General features: G+C 69.0%; 15 protein-coding genes. 10 read left to right on the plus strand and 5 right to left on the minus strand.

What is annotated here, in order from left to right:
* Positions 1-63 precede the first annotated feature (63 nt).
* Together nemA and ABZY89_RS04995 are read right to left on the minus strand one after the other, a co-directional pair.
* Positions 64-1,155 carry an N-ethylmaleimide reductase gene (nemA, locus tag ABZY89_RS04990; protein ID WP_355225123.1) on the minus strand — a complete coding sequence of 364 codons (1,092 nt, stop codon included), beginning with the start codon at positions 1,153-1,155 and terminating at the stop codon, positions 64-66.
* 23 nt (positions 1,156-1,178) lie between these two features.
* Positions 1,179-2,351 carry an ROK family transcriptional regulator gene (locus ABZY89_RS04995; RefSeq protein ID WP_355225125.1) on the minus strand — a complete coding sequence of 391 codons (1,173 nt, stop codon included), beginning with the start codon at positions 2,349-2,351 and terminating at the stop codon, positions 1,179-1,181.
* Between the two features lie 169 nt (positions 2,352-2,520).
* Between ABZY89_RS04995 and ABZY89_RS05000 the strand changes: the two genes are divergently transcribed.
* The 4 genes from ABZY89_RS05000 (at position 2,521) to ABZY89_RS05015 (ending at position 6,902) form a co-directional block, all read left to right on the plus strand.
* The gene (locus ABZY89_RS05000) at positions 2,521-3,792 is read left to right on the plus strand and encodes an ABC transporter substrate-binding protein (RefSeq protein WP_355225126.1); all 1,272 of its coding nucleotides are present in this window, start codon (positions 2,521-2,523) and stop codon (positions 3,790-3,792) included.
* A gap of 100 nt (positions 3,793-3,892) precedes the next feature.
* Complete coding sequence (locus ABZY89_RS05005) at positions 3,893-4,831, plus strand: sugar ABC transporter permease (RefSeq protein WP_355225128.1); 939 nt, start codon at positions 3,893-3,895, stop codon at positions 4,829-4,831.
* On the plus strand, positions 4,828-5,697 hold the full coding sequence (locus ABZY89_RS05010) for a carbohydrate ABC transporter permease (RefSeq protein ID WP_355225130.1): 870 nt from the start codon (positions 4,828-4,830) through the stop codon (positions 5,695-5,697). The genes ABZY89_RS05005 and ABZY89_RS05010 overlap by 4 nt, the downstream gene beginning before the upstream one ends.
* Positions 5,694-6,902, plus strand: a complete 1,209-nt coding sequence (locus tag ABZY89_RS05015; protein WP_355225132.1) for an AGE family epimerase/isomerase — start codon at positions 5,694-5,696, stop codon at positions 6,900-6,902. The genes ABZY89_RS05010 and ABZY89_RS05015 overlap by 4 nt, the downstream gene beginning before the upstream one ends.
* Before the next feature lie 115 nt (positions 6,903-7,017).
* Here the strand turns inward: ABZY89_RS05015 and ABZY89_RS05020 are convergent, their stop codons facing one another.
* Positions 7,018-7,929, minus strand: coding sequence for a class III extradiol ring-cleavage dioxygenase (locus ABZY89_RS05020; RefSeq protein WP_355225134.1), 912 nt, complete (start codon positions 7,927-7,929; stop codon positions 7,018-7,020).
* Positions 7,930-8,026: 97 nt separating this feature from the next.
* Here ABZY89_RS05020 and ABZY89_RS05025 point away from each other — a divergent pair, with 97 nt between their 5' ends.
* From ABZY89_RS05025 to ABZY89_RS05045, 5 genes are all read left to right on the plus strand, one after another.
* Positions 8,027-8,518, plus strand: a complete 492-nt coding sequence (locus ABZY89_RS05025; RefSeq protein WP_355225136.1) for a MarR family transcriptional regulator — start codon at positions 8,027-8,029, stop codon at positions 8,516-8,518.
* Between the two features lie 4 nt (positions 8,519-8,522).
* Positions 8,523-9,263 (plus strand): AAA family ATPase, encoded by a 741-nt coding sequence (locus ABZY89_RS05030; protein ID WP_355225137.1) that lies wholly within the window; start codon positions 8,523-8,525, stop codon positions 9,261-9,263.
* Between the two features lie 427 nt (positions 9,264-9,690).
* The gene (locus tag ABZY89_RS05035; RefSeq protein WP_355225139.1) at positions 9,691-10,932 is read left to right on the plus strand and encodes a DUF222 domain-containing protein; all 1,242 of its coding nucleotides are present in this window, start codon (positions 9,691-9,693) and stop codon (positions 10,930-10,932) included.
* Positions 10,933-10,974: 42 nt separating this feature from the next.
* The gene (locus ABZY89_RS05040; RefSeq protein WP_355225141.1) at positions 10,975-11,355 is read left to right on the plus strand and encodes a hypothetical protein; all 381 of its coding nucleotides are present in this window, start codon (positions 10,975-10,977) and stop codon (positions 11,353-11,355) included.
* Complete coding sequence (locus ABZY89_RS05045; RefSeq protein WP_355225143.1) at positions 11,352-11,789, plus strand: MarR family winged helix-turn-helix transcriptional regulator; 438 nt, start codon at positions 11,352-11,354, stop codon at positions 11,787-11,789. Before ABZY89_RS05040 ends, ABZY89_RS05045 begins: the two co-directional genes overlap by 4 nt.
* Before the next feature lie 146 nt (positions 11,790-11,935).
* Here ABZY89_RS05045 and ABZY89_RS05050 read toward each other — a convergent pair whose 3' ends face one another.
* Both ABZY89_RS05050 and ABZY89_RS05055 read right to left on the minus strand, forming a co-directional pair.
* Entirely contained in the window at positions 11,936-13,201 is a 1,266-nt protein-coding gene (locus tag ABZY89_RS05050) for an alpha-L-fucosidase (protein ID WP_355225145.1), read from the minus strand.
* A 5-nt stretch (positions 13,202-13,206) separates the two neighbouring features.
* Positions 13,207-13,803 (minus strand): TetR/AcrR family transcriptional regulator, encoded by a 597-nt coding sequence (locus ABZY89_RS05055; RefSeq protein ID WP_355225147.1) that lies wholly within the window; start codon positions 13,801-13,803, stop codon positions 13,207-13,209.
* A gap of 145 nt (positions 13,804-13,948) precedes the next feature.
* Here ABZY89_RS05055 and ABZY89_RS05060 point away from each other — a divergent pair, with 145 nt between their 5' ends.
* Positions 13,949-15,337, plus strand: a complete 1,389-nt coding sequence (locus ABZY89_RS05060) for an APC family permease (protein WP_355225149.1) — start codon at positions 13,949-13,951, stop codon at positions 15,335-15,337.
* The last annotated feature ends 34 nt before the right edge of the window (positions 15,338-15,371 follow it).

Raw genomic sequence — 15,371 nt, forward strand, 5'->3', positions numbered from 1 at the left:
GGCGGAGAACCATTCCAGAGGATGGGACTCCGCCGTGCGGGTTCAGGTGAGCCCGGAATGAACTCAGGCGGTCCACTCGGGGTAGTCGGTGTAGCCCGCCTCGCCGCCGCCGTAGAAGGTCGACAGGTCGGGCTCGTTGAGCGGAAGGCTCTCCGCCAGGCGCCGGGGCAGGTCCGGGTTGGCGATGAACGTACGCCCGAACGCGGCCGCGTCGATCAGGTCGGCCTCGAGCAGACGGGAGGCCTTCTCCGAGGTGTAGGAGCCGGCCGCCACGATCGGGCCGGTGTGGGCGGCGCGCAACTGCTTGCGGTAGTCGTCGGTCAGCTCCGGACCGCCGGCCCAGTCGGGCTCGGACAGGTGCAGGAACGCGATGCCACGCTTGCCGATCTCGGCCGCCAGGTAGAGCCCCATCTCGGCGCCCTCGGGGTCCTCGAGTCCGTTGAACGAGCCGATCGGGGAGATCCGGATGGCGACGTGCTCGGCGTCCCACTCGGCGATGACCGCGTCCAGCACCTCGAGGGTGAGCCGGGCGCGGTTGGCCAGCGAGCCGCCGTAGGAGTCGGTGCGCTCGTTGCTGCTCGAGCTGGAGAACTGGTGGAGCAGGTAGCCGTGGGCGGCGTGGATCTCGACGAGGTCGAAGCCGGCCTCGCGGGCGTTGCGGGTGGCACGGCGGTAGTCGTCGATCAGATCCGCGATCTCGGAGGTCTCCAGGGCGCGGGGCGTGGGGCAGTTGACCCGGATCGGGGTGCCGTCCTCGCCGCGTACGGTCGTGCGGTTGCGGTAGGGGAGCGCCGACGCGCTGACCGGAAGGTCGCCGTCGTGGAAGGAATCGTGGGAGACCCGGCCCGTGTGCCACAGCTGCGCCGCGATCCGGCCGCCGGCCTCGTGGACGATGTCGGTGACGTGCCGCCAGCCCTCGACCTGCTCGGCCGAGTAGATGCCCGGGGTGTCCATGTAGCCCTTGCCCTGCGGCGAGATCTGGGTGCCCTCGGAGATGATCAGCCCGGCCGAGGCGCGCTGCCGGTAGTAGTCGGCCATCAGCGGGTTGGGTACGTCGCCGGGCCGGCTGGCGCGCATCCGGGTCAGTGGCGCCATCAGGACGCGGTTGGGGAGGGTTGTCGAACCCAGGCTCAGCTGCGAGAAGAGTGAAGTCACATCGCGCCTAACTGAGCGGTTGCTCATATTGTTCCCGACGGCGCTGGAGCAGCCGAGCCGGCGATGACCAGCGCCCCCATGACGCCGGCGTTGTCGCCGAGCTCGCTGGGGACGACGTCGAGCGCCGCGGCGGTGTCGGGCTGGGTGAAGCGGTCGATCGAGTCCTTGATGCCGAGGACGAAGGACTCCGACTGCCGCATCGTGTCGCCCACCACGATCAGCGCCGGGTTGAGGTGGTTGCACAGGTCGGCCAGCACCCGGCCGACCGCGCGGCCGGCGTCGTCGAGGATCCGGTTGACCCGGATGTCGCCCTCCTGGGCGAGCTCGAGCAGGCGCTCGACGGTGAGCGTCTCGTCGTAGGCGGGCTGCAGCAGCTCGACCAGCCGGGACCCGCCGAAGGCCTTCTCCAGGCAGCCGCGGTTGCCGCACCTGCAGATCGGGCCGTTGTCCTCGAAACGTACGTGGCCGATCTCGCCGGCGATACCGGTGATCCCGCGGTAGAGCTTGCCGGCGAGGACCAGGCCGGCGCCGATGCCGCTGGACGCCTTGACGTAGATGACGTCGTCGACGTCGCGCGCGGCGCCGTACTCGATCTCGGCGAGCGCGCCGAGGTTGGCGTCGTTCTCGATCTGGACGGGCAGGCCGATGCGGCGGGCGAGCTCCTCGCCCGGGGCCAGGTCCATCCAGTTGCCGAGGATGGGGGAGACGACGATGCCGCTGTGCGGGTCGACGGGGCCGGGGATCCCCATGCCGACGCCGAGGACACGGTCCTTCCTCGGGTCGATGCCCACCTCGGCCAGGCACTCGCGCACGAGGGCCGCGGCACGGTCGATGGTCTCGACCGCGGAGTTGTCGACGTCGAGCCGGATCTCGTGGTCGATCAGCGGCTTCGCGGTGAGGTCGGCGACCGCGACCCGGACGTGGCGATGGCCGATGTCGACACCGATGAGCGTGCCGGGGGAGCCGCTGATGGTGAGGAGCGACGGTGGTCGACCGCCGCCCCGGGCCAGCGCGGCGCCGGTGGTCTCGACGATCTGCTCGGAGGCGAGCAGCTCCTGGACGATGCTCGACACGGTGCTGCGGGAGAGTCCGGTGCGCTGGGCGAGCTCGGCGCGGCTGACCGGCGCCGACCGTCCCAGCAGGTCCAGAACCTGGGAACGGTTGGCGACGCGCAGCCGCGATTCCGGAGTGGTCATGGACGTGACTGTAGGTGATTCTGTCGATTTGCGACAGATCTCAGGTTGAAAACGTCCTGCGTTATGCGTTGACTGGACAGAACGGAGAGGCGTACGTTTTCCCGGCACGCGACCGCGAGTAACCCAGATCACACACCGACGTGACGGTCGCGCAACCGGAGGATCAAAGATGAACGCAACGCGTAAGGCCCTGGCCGCCGGCCTGGCCGCCCTGAGCCTGCTGGCGGTCTCCGCCTGCGGCAGCGACAACGAGAGCGGCAGCACTGATGAGGTGGAGGTCTTCACCTGGTGGGCCGAGGGCAGTGAGAAGGCCGGGCTCGACGCCTTGGTCAAGGTGTTCGACGAGCAGAACCCCGACCAGAAGTTCGTCAACGGCGCCGTCGCCGGTGGCGCCGGCAGCGACGCCAAGAACGTGCTCCAGTCCCGCCTGCAGAACGGTGAGCCGCCGGCCACGTTCCAGGCGCACGCGGGTGCCGAGCTGACCGACTACATCAATGCCGGTCAGATCGAGGACCTCACCGACCTCTACGAGGAGAAGGGCTGGAACGAGCAGTTCCCGGAGGGCCTGCTCGAGCGCCTGACCCAGGACGGCGGCATCTACTCCGTCCCCTCGAACATCCACCGCGCCAACGTGCTCTGGGCCAACCCGGCCGTCCTGGAGAAGGCCGGCATCGAGGCCAACAAGACGTACGACTCGCTCGACGCGTGGATCGCCGACCTGAAGAAGATCAAGGCCAAGGGCATCATCCCGCTCTCGATCGCGACCGACTGGACCCAGGTCCACCTGCTCGAGACCGTGCTCCTCGCCGATCTGGGCGTCGAGGCGTACAACGGTCTGTGGGACGGCACGACCGACTGGGGCGGCAGCGAGGTCGAGGCCGCGCTGGCGGACTACAACACGCTCCTCTCGCTGACCAACACCGACCGCCAGGGTCTCGACTGGCCGGACGCGACCCAGCTGGTCATCGACGGCGAGGCCGCGTTCAACGTCATGGGTGACTGGGCCGAGGCCGCGTTCCAGGAGCAGAAGAAGACGCTCGGCACCGACTACACCGCGGTCCCGGTCCCGGGCACCGAGGGCGTCTTCGACTTCCTGGCCGACTCGTTCACCATGCCGGTGGACGGCCCGAACCCCGAGGGCACCGAGGCCTGGCTCGACACCATCGCCAGCGACGAGGGCCAGGTGGCCTTCAACAAGGCGAAGGGCTCGATCCCGGCCAGCACCACGGCCGACACCGCGGACTTCGGTGAGTACCAGCAGACCGCGATCAAGTCGTGGGGTGAGGACGAGATCGTGTCCTCGCTCGCCCACGGCGCCGCGACCTCGGTCAACTGGCTGACCGACGTCACCGCCGCCGTCGCGAAGTTCGGCAGCAACAAGGATGTCGCCGAGCTCCAGGAGGGCCTCGTCGAGGCCGCCGAGGACAACAAGCCCGAGTGACCGGGGCTCTCCCGAGCCTGACGAGATCATCTGGTCCGAGGGGCTGCGGCCGCACCATCTGCCGTGGCCCCTCGGCCGCCCTTTGTGAAAGGACGGACACATGTCCTCCACGGTGCCCAGCGCCGTCAAGCGGCCACGCCGGCCCAAGGGCCGCATCGGCGGCCACGGGTGGGTCGCACCCGTACTCCTGATCCTGCCGACGGTCATCGTCATCGGTGTCTTCGTCTACGGCCTGATCGGGTCCAACATCAACACGTCCCTGCAGGACCGCCACAACATCGGGCCGTCCCAGGGGTTCGCCGGTCTGGACAACTACCGCGAGCTGTTCGCCGACGACGACTTCATCTACTCGCTGCGCAACCTGCTGCTCTACACCGCGGCGTTCCTCGTCGGCACCCTGTGCCTGGGGTTCCTGTGGGCGTGGCTGCTCGAGCGCAAGGCTCGCGGCGAGTCGCTGTTCCGGGCCATCTACCTGTTCCCGATGGCGGTCTCGTTCGTCGCCTCCGGTGTGGTCTGGCGCTGGCTGCTCAACAACGCCGAGGGTGACCGTGCCTCCGGCCTGAACCGGCTCTTCGACACCCTCCACCTCGACTTCCTCCAGAACCCGTGGTGGACCCACGAGCGGTGGGGCATCCTCGCGATCGCGGTTCCTGCGATCTGGCAGCTCAGCGGCTACGTGATGGCGCTCTTCCTGGCCGGCTTCCGCGGTATTCCCGAGGAGCTGCGCGAGGCGGCCCGGATGGACGGCGCCTCGGAGTGGCAGCTCTACCGCCACGTCATCTTCCCGCAGCTGAGCCCGGTCGCCCTCTCGGCGATCATCATCATCGGTCACATGTCGCTGAAGGTCTTCGACCTGATCATGGCCATCGCAGGCCAGACCAACTACACGACCCAGGTGCCGGCCACCCAGATGTGGATCGAGTTCACCCGCGGCGACTACGCGAAGTCGGCCGCCATCGGCACGATCCTGCTGGTCATCGTGGCCATCCTGATCGTCCCCTACCTCGTCTCGACCTACCGTCAGGAGCGCCGCCGATGACTACTGATGCCATCCCGGCAGCCGTCGCGACCAAGATCCCGGGCGAGCGTTCGCGCGGGATCTGGCGCGCCGTCAAGTACGTCCTGCTGATCACCTTCGCGCTGATCGTCCTGCTCCCGGCGTACGTGCTGCTCGTCACCAGCTTCAAGGGGCTCGGCGACGCGACCCCCGCCAACGCCTGGAAGCTCCCCGAGTCCTGGGAGACGGCCGGCTGGGCGCGCGCCTGGGAGCAGCTCGGGCCGGCCCTGGGACGTACCTTCGCCATGGTCATCCCGGCCTCGATCATCTCCTCCGTGCTCGGCTCGATGAACGGGTTCGTGCTCTCGAAGTGGCGCTTCCCAGGTGCCGACGTGGTGTTCACGCTGATCCTGTTCGGGATGTTCATCCCCTACCAGGCCGTGATGGTTCCGCTGGTCCAGCTGATGAGCAACCTCGGCGTCCCCTCGGGCGTCCCGAGCCTGATCGTGCTGCACGTGGTCTACGGTCTGCCGATCACCACGCTGATCTTCCGCAACTACTACGCGGGGGTTCCGGTCGAGCTCGTCGAGGCCGCTCGGGTCGACGGCGCCGGCATGCTCCGGACGTACGGCTCGATCATCCTGCCGATCTCCGCGCCGGCGTTCGTGGTGGTGCTGATGTGGCAGTTCACCTCGGCGTGGAACGACTACCTGTTCGCGCTCTTCTTCTCCACCTCGCAGAACGGGCCGGTCACCATCGCGCTCAACTTCCTGGCGAGCGGTCAGCTCCAGGACTACTCCGCCAGCATGGCGGGCGCGCTGATCGCGTCCGTCCCGACCCTGATCATCTACATCCTGCTCGGCCGCTACTTCGTGGGCGGGCTGATGGCAGGCTCGGTCAAGGGATGATCGATACGGACGCCGAGTGCCGCCGGCTGGCCGGGTTCGCCCGGCCGTCGGCGGCCTCGCCGGCCGGCTTCTGGTGGCTGGACGAGTCGGGTCGCCCGGACCCGGCTGAGCCGGTGCACACCTGGATCACCGCCCGGATGACCCACGTCTTCGCCCTTGCCCACCTGCGTGGGGACGTCGACGACGCCGCCGACCTCGCCGCGCACGGGATCCGGGCGCTGTCGGGTGCGCTGCGCGACGACGAGCTCGGTGGCTGGTACGCCTCGGTCTCGGCCGAGGGCGAGCCGGTCGGCACCCTGAAGGAGGCCTACGCCCACGCCTTCGTGATCCTGGCCGCGAGCAGCGGCGTCGCGGCCGGTGTGCCCGGTGCGGACGCGCTGCTCGACGAGGCGCTCGGAGTCATGCAGCAGCACTTCCTCGACGACTCCGGCCGGGTGGTCGACAGCCTCGAGCGCGACCTTCGTTCGGGGGAGGCCTACCGGGGCGCCAACTCCAGCATGCACACCGTGGAGGCGTTCCTGGCCGCGGGTGACGTCACCCGCGACGCGACCTGGCACCAGCGGGCGCTCGCGATCGCCGAGCACCTGATCCACGGGGTCGCTCGCTCCCACGGCTACGACCTGCCCGAGCACTTCGACCTCTCCTGGTCGCCGCTGCCGGACTACAACGCCGACCGTCCCGGCGACCCGTTCCGTCCCTACGGCTGCACGCCCGGGCATCTGTTGGAGTGGTCCCGGCTGCTCCTGCACCTGGACGCGAGCCTGCCGGACGGGCCGTCGTGGCTGGTCGAAGATGCGCGGGCGCTCTTCGCGCGCGCGGTCGAGGTCGGCTGGGTCGACTCCGGCGACGGCCCTGGCTTCGTCTACACGACCTCGTGGGACGGCACGCCGGTCACCCGGCTACGGCTGCACTGGGTCGCCGCGGAGGCGCTCGCCGCCGCCGGCGCCCTGCACACGCGCACCGGCGAGGCCGGCTACGACGAGTGGCGCCTGCGGTTCGAGGCGTACATCGAGACCCACCTGATCGACCGCGAGCTCGGCAGCTGGCACCACGAGCTGGACGAGCACAACCGTCCCTCGCACGTGATCTGGCACGGCAAGCCCGACGTCTACCACGCCTACCAGGCCCTGCTGCTCGCGCGGATGCCGCTAGCCCCGGTCCTATCCGTCCAACTCCGCTCTCGACCGCGACGCGTCAATTTCTGACGCCGAGAGGTCGATTTCTGGGCGCGAGAGGTCGATTCCTGGCAGCGAGGAACTGACTCCTCGCCGTCAGAAATCGACCTTTCGGCGTCAAGAATTGACGCTTCGGGGTGGGGTGTCAGGCGGCCTGGAAGGAGCGGCGGGAGAGGCCTAGGCCGTAGCCGTCGAGGGTGGTGGTGACCGGAGCCGTCGGGTCCGTGGCCGCGCCCAGGGTGACGAAGAGCGGGGTGAAGTGCTCGACGGTCGGGTGGGCGTACGGCATGCCGGGAGCGGCGGTGCGGAACCTGGCCAGCTCGGCGACGTCGCCGCGGTCGAGGGCCTCGGCGGCCCAGGAGTCGAAGTCGGAGGACCAGCCGGCGGGCTTGTTCTCGGTCATCATCTCGCGGGTGATGAAGGGCAGCCCGTGGGTCATGTGGCCCGAGCCGACGACGAGCACACCCTCCTCGCGCAGCGGCCGGAGGCGCTCGCCGAGGGCGAGCAGCTTGTCGGGGTCCTCGGTGGGCAGCGAGAGCTGGACGACCGGGATGTCGGCGGCCGGGTACATGATCTTCAGCGGCACCCAGGCGCCGTGGTCGAGGCCGCGGCGGGTGTGCTGATGGGCGGTCTCGGCGTCGGGCATCAGCGCCGCGGTGGTGCGGGCGAGCTCGCTCGCGTCGGGGGTGTCGTAGCGCACCGAGTGGTAGATCGGGTCGAAGCCGCCGAAGTCGTAGACCAGCTCGTCGGGGCGGGTGGCGCTGATCGAGAGCGGCGCCGACTCCCAGTGGGCGGAGATGACCAGGATGGCCTTCGGCCGGGGCAGCGACCGCGCCCAGGCGTGCAGCGGGTCAAGCCACTCCGGGCTCTGCAGCGGCAGCGGGCCACCGCCGTGAGACAGATAGAGGCTCGGCAGGGGCCCGTCGGCCGGCGTCCAGACGCGATGCGGGTCGGTCGCCTCGCGCGCCTGGACCGTCCGCAGGTGCTGGGCGAACGGATGCGTCTGCGGGAGGCGGGCGTCCGCGGCGGCGGTCGTGCTCTCGGGTGCGGTGGTCATGGTGGTCTCCTGCGATTCGACCCAATAGTTGTTGCTTGAACTAACTCTAGGTGACCGTTGTTTGTTCCGGGCAACTTTCTGCGGCACACTCCCTGGCGTGGAGGGCAACTGGCTGTCGCCGGCGGAGCGGGTGGCATGGGTACGCCTCATCGCCGTGCTCGAGCTGCTCCCGGGGGCTCTCGACTCCCAGCTGCGACGCGATGCCGGCCTGACCCACTTCGACTACGGCGTGCTGGCCATGCTCTCCGAGGTGCCCGACCGGACCCTGCGGATGACCGAGCTGGCCGGCTACACCAACTCGACGCTGCCGCGGCTCTCCAACGTCGTCAAGCGCCTGGTCGACCGCGGCCTCATCGAGCGCCACACCTGCCCGGGTGACCGCCGCGCGACCAACGTACGTCTCACCGAAGCGGGCCACGAGAAGATGGTCGCCTCCGCACCCGGTCATGTGGACGCGGTGCGCGAGTACGTCTTCGACTCGCTGAGTCCCGAGCAGGTGGGCCAGCTGGCCGAGATCGCCGGGACCATCCTCGATCGGCTGGATCCGACCGGCGCGAGGAGACCGCCCATCGACCCCGAGGCGGGTTGAGGGCGTGCGGTTCGACGAGCGCTACATCGCCCGCGTCACCCTTGATCCCAGTCATGACACCGGCCGATACCCGTTCACCCTGCCGGTGGTCCGCGAGCTGGCCGGCGGCGACGGGATCGACTTCGACGAGCGGGTCACGTTCCTCGTCGGCGACAACGGCACCGGGAAGTCCACGATCATCGAGGCGATCGCGGTCGCGTCCGGGTTCAACGCCGAGGGCGGCTCCATCTCGTTCCGGTTCGCCACCCGCGCGACCGAGTCGTCCCTCGCCGACTACATCATGATCCAGCGGGGGCTCAAGCGGCCGCGCACCGGCTACTTCCTGCGCGCGGAGTCGTTCTACAACGTCGCCACCGAGATCGAGCGTCTCGACCTGGACACCTCGGACGCCTACGGCGGGGTCTCGCTGCACGAGCGCTCCCACGGGGAGTCGTTCCTCGACTTGGCGATGAACCGGTTCGGGCCCGGCGGGCTCTACATCCTGGACGAACCCGAGGCCGCGCTCTCGGTCAAGGGCTGCCTGGCGCTGGTCGCGCGCATCATCGAGCTCGCCGACGAGAGATCCCAGTTCATCATCGCCACCCACTCCCCGGTCCTGCTCTCGTTGCCCGGAGCGAAGATCCTGCAGTTCGACGAGGGCGGGCGTATCGAGCAGGTCTCCTACGACGACGCCGAACCGGTCAACCTGACTCGGCGGTTCCTCTCGGACCCTTCTCGGTATCTGCGGTACGTCCTAGAGGACTAGCGGCATGGCCGCGGTTTCTGGTGCTGGTGCCTTGTGTCTGAGTTCCAGCGTGGGCGGGGCCAATACCGGGATTGGGTTGGGAGATTTAGAAGCAGGGTGCCTGGGCGGGTGCCATTTGGCTGTCTTGCGGGCTTCCAGCAGCGGTCTGGCTTTTGGTGGGGATATCTGTCCCTGAGTGGGTTCGCTTGTTTTGCCTTGTGTGGTAGGCTCGGCGCAGGCGTAAACGTGAAGGCCGACCACCTCGAAAGAGGCGTGCCCTATCCATCCGAGACACAACGGATGACGGGTAATCCAGGGGAACCAGGGGCGTGAACGCTGAGCTGCGAGGGTAAGTAATAGCCCGTACTGCCGGGCCTCCGAGACCAGCGAACCAGAACACATCCGCGTGCGCGGGTGTGGAGAGTTCGTACGTCGGGAGGTGACCGTGATGACCACGCTGCAACAGCCACAACACCCCGTGCTCGGTGCCGTGGTCGCGATCACCGACGCCCTCGATGCGGTTGCTGAGGCGAACCCCTCGTTCATGGCCACCGACCAGAAGGCCGCCACCCTGCTCGAGATCGCGCGGGCGAAGGCGCAACTGGCTGAGCTCGAACTCCGCGTGCTCGCCACAGCTGACGACGTCGCCGCTGAGAGTGCCGCGCGCGATGTCGCGGCCTGGCTCCATCACCACACCCACCAGCGCCCAGAGACCCTGCGCGCCGACCTCCGCCTCGCCGAGGCCCTGGACCGGACCTACGGGCTGATCGCCGCGGCGATGCGCGCCGGCGACTGCAACCCAGCCCAGGCACAGGTCATCGTCGACGCCCTCGACGAGTTCCCCGCCGACCTCGACCCCGAGATCAAGACCAAGGCCGAAGAGGCCCTGGTCGCCTACGCGACCCGGCTCGATCCCACCCAGCTCCGTCGCCTGGGCCGCCGGATCTTGGATCTGATCGCGCCTGAGATCGCCGAGGCCGAAGAAGCCAAACGCCTCGCTGCCGAGGAGGCCCACGCCCGCAAGAAGACCCGCCTGGCGATGCGCCGGCTCGGGGACGGCACCACCCGGATCTCGGCTGTGGTGCCGGATGCGGCCGCGGACCGGCTGGCCACCAACCTGGAGGCCTTCGCCTCACCCCGCCGCGACGACGGCACCCGCGCCGAGACCGGCGAGTACCTGCCCTATGACCGGCGCCTGGGCCGTGCGTTCTGCCACATGCTGGAGACCCTCGACCCACAGCGCCTGCCGATCCACGGCGGGGATGCCACCACGGTGATCGTGACCATCGACATCGACCAGCTCCGCAAGGAAGCCGGCATCGGCGACATCGTTGGCGGGAATCCGATCACCGCGGCCGAGGCACGCCGCCTGGCCTGCACCGCCAACATCATCCCGGCCGTCCTCGGCGGCGAATCCGAGGTCCTCGATCTCGGTCGCAAGGAACGTTTCTTCACCGCCGCCCAACGCCGAGCGCTGCTGCTCCGTTCGGCGACCTGTGAGGCCGAGGGCTGCGACATCCCCGGCACCTGGGCCGAGGCCCACCACTGGATCGAATGGGCCCAAGGCGGTGCCACCGACCTCGACAACGCCGCCCTGCTCTGCAGCCATCACCACCACCGCGCCCACGACACCGCCTACCTCCACGAACGCCTACCCAGCGGCGATATCCGCTTCACCCGACGCACATGAGCCGAGATCGTAGATGTATGCGAATCGCATAGACTTCTGATCATGGAACCCAACCTTGAAGAAGCGGTCAACGAGTGGCATGACAGCGTCAACGCCGGCGACCTGCAGCGGTCGGCAGGCGCGGTCGGTGATCCGGTCGTCGTGCTCGGACCGAAGGGAGCGGGTCCGATCACGCCTGCGCAGTTCGCCGAGTGGGTCGAGCGCTCTGGGATCAAGCTGATCCCTCGGTCTTGGCACCCTGTCGGCGAGCGACTGATGGTGGTCGAGGAGGACGCGACCTGGCCAAAGAGCACGACGCCCACCCGGGTAGCGACGGTTTTCCGTGCCTCCGGCGGGAAGGTCACGGCAACTCTCAGGCTGCCGGACCTCAAGGCCGCGCTCGAGCTGGCCTACATCTGCCGTGAGATGGCGGCAACCGAATGATCGACCTCGGTCCGGGACAGGTCCTGTTCCACTTCGTCAGACACTGGTCGCGCCGATCTATCGCAGCAGACGCGGGCGGTGAGCAGGGGCGGCTCGTGCTCGTTTGCGAGGCCGTCCATGCGCTCAACTCGCGCGAGACCTCGGCAACGGTGAACGCGATCGCGCATGAGATCGGGATCGACCAGAGCGGCGCGTCACGGTTGATCAAGAGCGCCACTGCAGCTGGGTATCTCCTTATGGCAGCGCCCGCGGCCGATGGCCGACGACGCGAAGCGTCACTCGCGCCTGCGGGCCGATCGATGCTGGACCATGCACATCGCTGGCAGGAGGAAGTGTTCGCTGAGCTGACCAGAGGCTGGAGCGATACGAAGCGCCGCGACCTCCAACATGCGATGACCGACTTGATCGAGCGCTCCTACGCGATGGACGCATGAGCCACGCAACGCCCCGCTCGGTATCGAAGGACGCCGACGACAGCGGAACCGGCGGACGGCCGCCAGCCTCGAAACCCATGCCGGCGGGGCTCATCCCCGCAGTCGTCGGCGACCTGGATATGCCCGTCGGTCGGGTGAGCTGCTGACTAGTGGGCCTCGTGCTCGCGGTGGACCGAGGCCTCGCCGTCGAGCTCGAGGGCGATCACGGTGCACAGCGGGTCGAGGGCGTCGTCGGTGGTGAAGACGTACTCCCAGCCGGGGACATCGTGGAGCCCGCCGATGCGCTGATGGTCGAGCTCGGTGCCGTTCCCGAGGACGTACGCCTTGAGGACCTGGTTGCGCAGGCCGCGGACCACGACGTAGTCGTTGGGCCGGTCGAGGACGTAGAGGTACAGGGTCCGGCCGTCGGCCGAGGCGGCGGTCGGGCCGTAAAAGTGACCGTGGGGAAGACCGCGACGGATGCCGTGGACGGCGGGGGAGTGGCGGGAGACCCAGTCGCCGAGCGCCTCGAGGCGCTCGGTCTGCTCGGGCGTGATGGTGCCGTCCTCGCGCGGGCCGACGTCGAGCAGCAGGTTGCCGCCACCGCCGATGGTCTCCACGAAGGTGCGTACGAGCTGGCGCGGTGACTTGTGGTTGTCGTCGTGCGGCTGCCAGCCCCAGGAGTCGTTGATGGTCAAGCAGAGCTCCCACGGACCGTCGGGCGGCTCGATCGGAACGCCCTGTTCCGGGGTCACGTAGTCGCCGTGGCCGTGCATCCGGCCGTTGACGACCATCTCGGGCGCGAGCTCGCGCAGCTCCGTACGCAGCTCCCGCATCCGCCACTGCCGCTCGTCGCGCTCCCACTCGCCGTCGAACCAGAGCAGATCCGGTTGGTAGCGGGTCACCACCTCCCGGATCTGGGCGCGGTGGAACTCCAGGTAGCGCTCCCAGCGCTCGGGCTCCTCGTCGCCCGGCCGCGGTACGGCGTACGGGTTGTCCTGGACCACGGGATGCTGGACGTCCGGCCGCACCGTCGCGTAGTCGGGGTGGGACCAGTCGAGGTGGGAGAAGTAGAGGCCTACCTTCAGACCTCGGCGGCGTACGGCCTCGACGAACTCGGCGACGAGGTCGCGGCCCGCCGGCGTCCTGCTGACCACCGAGAGGTCGTTGGCGTCGGTGTCGTAGAGCGCGACCCCGTCGTGGTGCTTGGCGGTGAGCACGGCGTACGTCGCCCCCGCCCGCTCGAAGAGCTCGGCCCACGCGTCGGCGTCGAACTTGGAGGCGGTGAAGCCGTCGAGCTGGGCCATGTAGTCGGCGTAGGGGACCCGGCCGTCGTAGAACGACCAGGACTCGGCGACGCCGTCGACGCTGTAGATGCCCCAGTGGACGAAGATGCCCAGCTGGGCCTCGGGGAACCAGGACGCGATCGGCATGCCCGCTACCCCTCGTGCCCGGTGACGGCGGCGCGGGTGTGGGCGAGGGCGTGCTCGCGCAGGGTCGTGCCACCGCCGGTGACGATGCCGATGCTGAAGCCGTCCCACATCGCCCGCAGCCGCTCGGAGACGGCTTCACGGTCGGGCACCTCGGGGAGCGCCGCGGCGAAGAGCCGGACCAGGTCGGCGTGCCACTCGTCGTCCATCGCGCGCTGCGCGGCGGCGAGCTCGGAGTCGTACGGCGCCCGTGCCCACAGCTCGAGCCAGAGGAGCCAGCGCGGGTCACGCTCGTCGAGGGCGAGGTAGACGTCGGTGAAGGACACCAGCGCGTCGACTCCTCCGGAGCCGTCCTTCTCGGCCTTCTCCAGGATGGGCGCCCGCTGTGCTGCGTACTCGTTCTCGCTCCATCGCAGGGTCTCGAGGAGCAGGCCGTTGCGGGTGCCGAAGTAGTAGAGGAGGTGGCCGCCGCTGGTGCCGAGCCTGGCGGCGAGCGAGGCCATCGTCACCTTGGCGAGCCCCTGCTCGGCCACCATCTCCAGGGTGGTCGCGAGCACCTGCTCGCGCGGTCGTTCCAGGCGTCTGTTGGAGCGTGTGCGCGTCACCTCGACAGTGTCTCCTTGTGCTCGCGGGGTGAAATCTTCGGTCCCACCCCTTGACTCTAGCGGTGATCTGGGTCACTTTGAATGCCGTTCAAAGTTTTGTACAGCGTTCAAAACCCGCTGTACCCTCATCACAAGGAGACCCGCGATGATCGAATCCATGCAGGTGAGCCCGGACGGGGTGAAGCCGGCGCACGAACGGCGGCGGCTCGCCCGGGTGCTCGGACCCGGCGCCGCGGTCCTGCTGGTGCTGTCGTGCATCACGCCGGCCTCGAGCCTGTTCATCATCGTGCCGGAGCTGTTCGCGACCCAGGGAAGCGGCGCGGTGCTGGCCGTCGTCGCCGGCTTCGCGGTCTCGATCGCGATCGCCGCGTGCTACGCCGAGCTCGGCACCCGCACCGCCAGCTCCGGCGGTGAGTACGCGATGGTCACCCAGACCCTCGGCAAGTCGATGGGCTGGCTGACGTTCTCCCTGGCGGGCGTCCTGCTCTGGCTGATCCCGCCGATCTTCGCCCTCGGCACGGCCGACTACCTGGCCGACCTGGTGGAGCTGCCGCGGGCCGCGACCGGTGCGATCGTGATGCTCCTCTCGACCGCCACGGCGATCCTCAACATCAAGGCCAATGCCATCGTCACCGGCACCTTCCTCGCCCTCGAGATGATCGCCGCCGCCGTCGTCGTCGTACTCGGGCTCGGCCACGTCCAGCGCGGCCCCGGCGAGCTGGTCTCGCCGCACGTCATCGGTGAGAACGGCCTGGAGCCCTTCACCCTGGCGATCCTCATCTCCGGTCTCGCCGTGAGTACGTTCCTGGTCAGCGGCTTCGGCACCACGGTCTACCTCTCCGAGGAGATCGTCGACCCGCGTCGCAACGTCGCCCGCGTCATCTTCTGGACGCTCGGCCTGGGTGGCCTGGTCATCCTCATCCCGACCGTCACCACGGTCCTCGCGGTCGACGACCTCAGCGACCTCGCCTCCGGCAACTTCTCCCAGTGGGTCGCCGCCTGGGGCGGAGAGCGGGTCGCGGTCGCCGTGAACGTCGCCATCGCCGTCGCGATCCTCAACGCCGTCATCGTGATGGTGCTGCAGAACGCCCGGGTCGTCTACGCCTCCGCCCGCGACCGCTCCTGGCCGGCACCGGTCAACGGGGTCCTCACCAAGCTGCACCCGCGCTACTCCACCCCGTGGCTGGCCACCCTCGTCATCGGCATCCCCGGCGCGATCCTCGCCGGCGCCGTCGAGATCGAGGCGCTGCTCGGTGTGACCTCGGTGGTCATCTCCACGATGTACGTCGTCGTGGCGATCGCGGCGCTCCGCGCCCGTCGCCAGGGGCCCGCTGCCCAGGGCTGGCGGATGCCCCTGTGGCCGCTGCCGCCGCTGGTCGTCATCGGCGCGATCGGCTACGCGCTGGCCGGCTCCGCGCGGATGGACATCCTGATCACGGCCGGTGTCGTGGTCGCCGCCCTCGCCTACTACTACGTCTACCTCGCCCGTCGTCCCGGCGAGCGGTTCCTGGTCGTCGACCCGACCGAGGATTAGAGACATCCACCCATCACGAGAATCGAACGAGAGA

This window comes from Nocardioides sp. NPDC006303 (genome assembly GCF_040613175.1).
Classification (GTDB): domain Bacteria; phylum Actinomycetota; class Actinomycetes; order Propionibacteriales; family Nocardioidaceae; genus Nocardioides.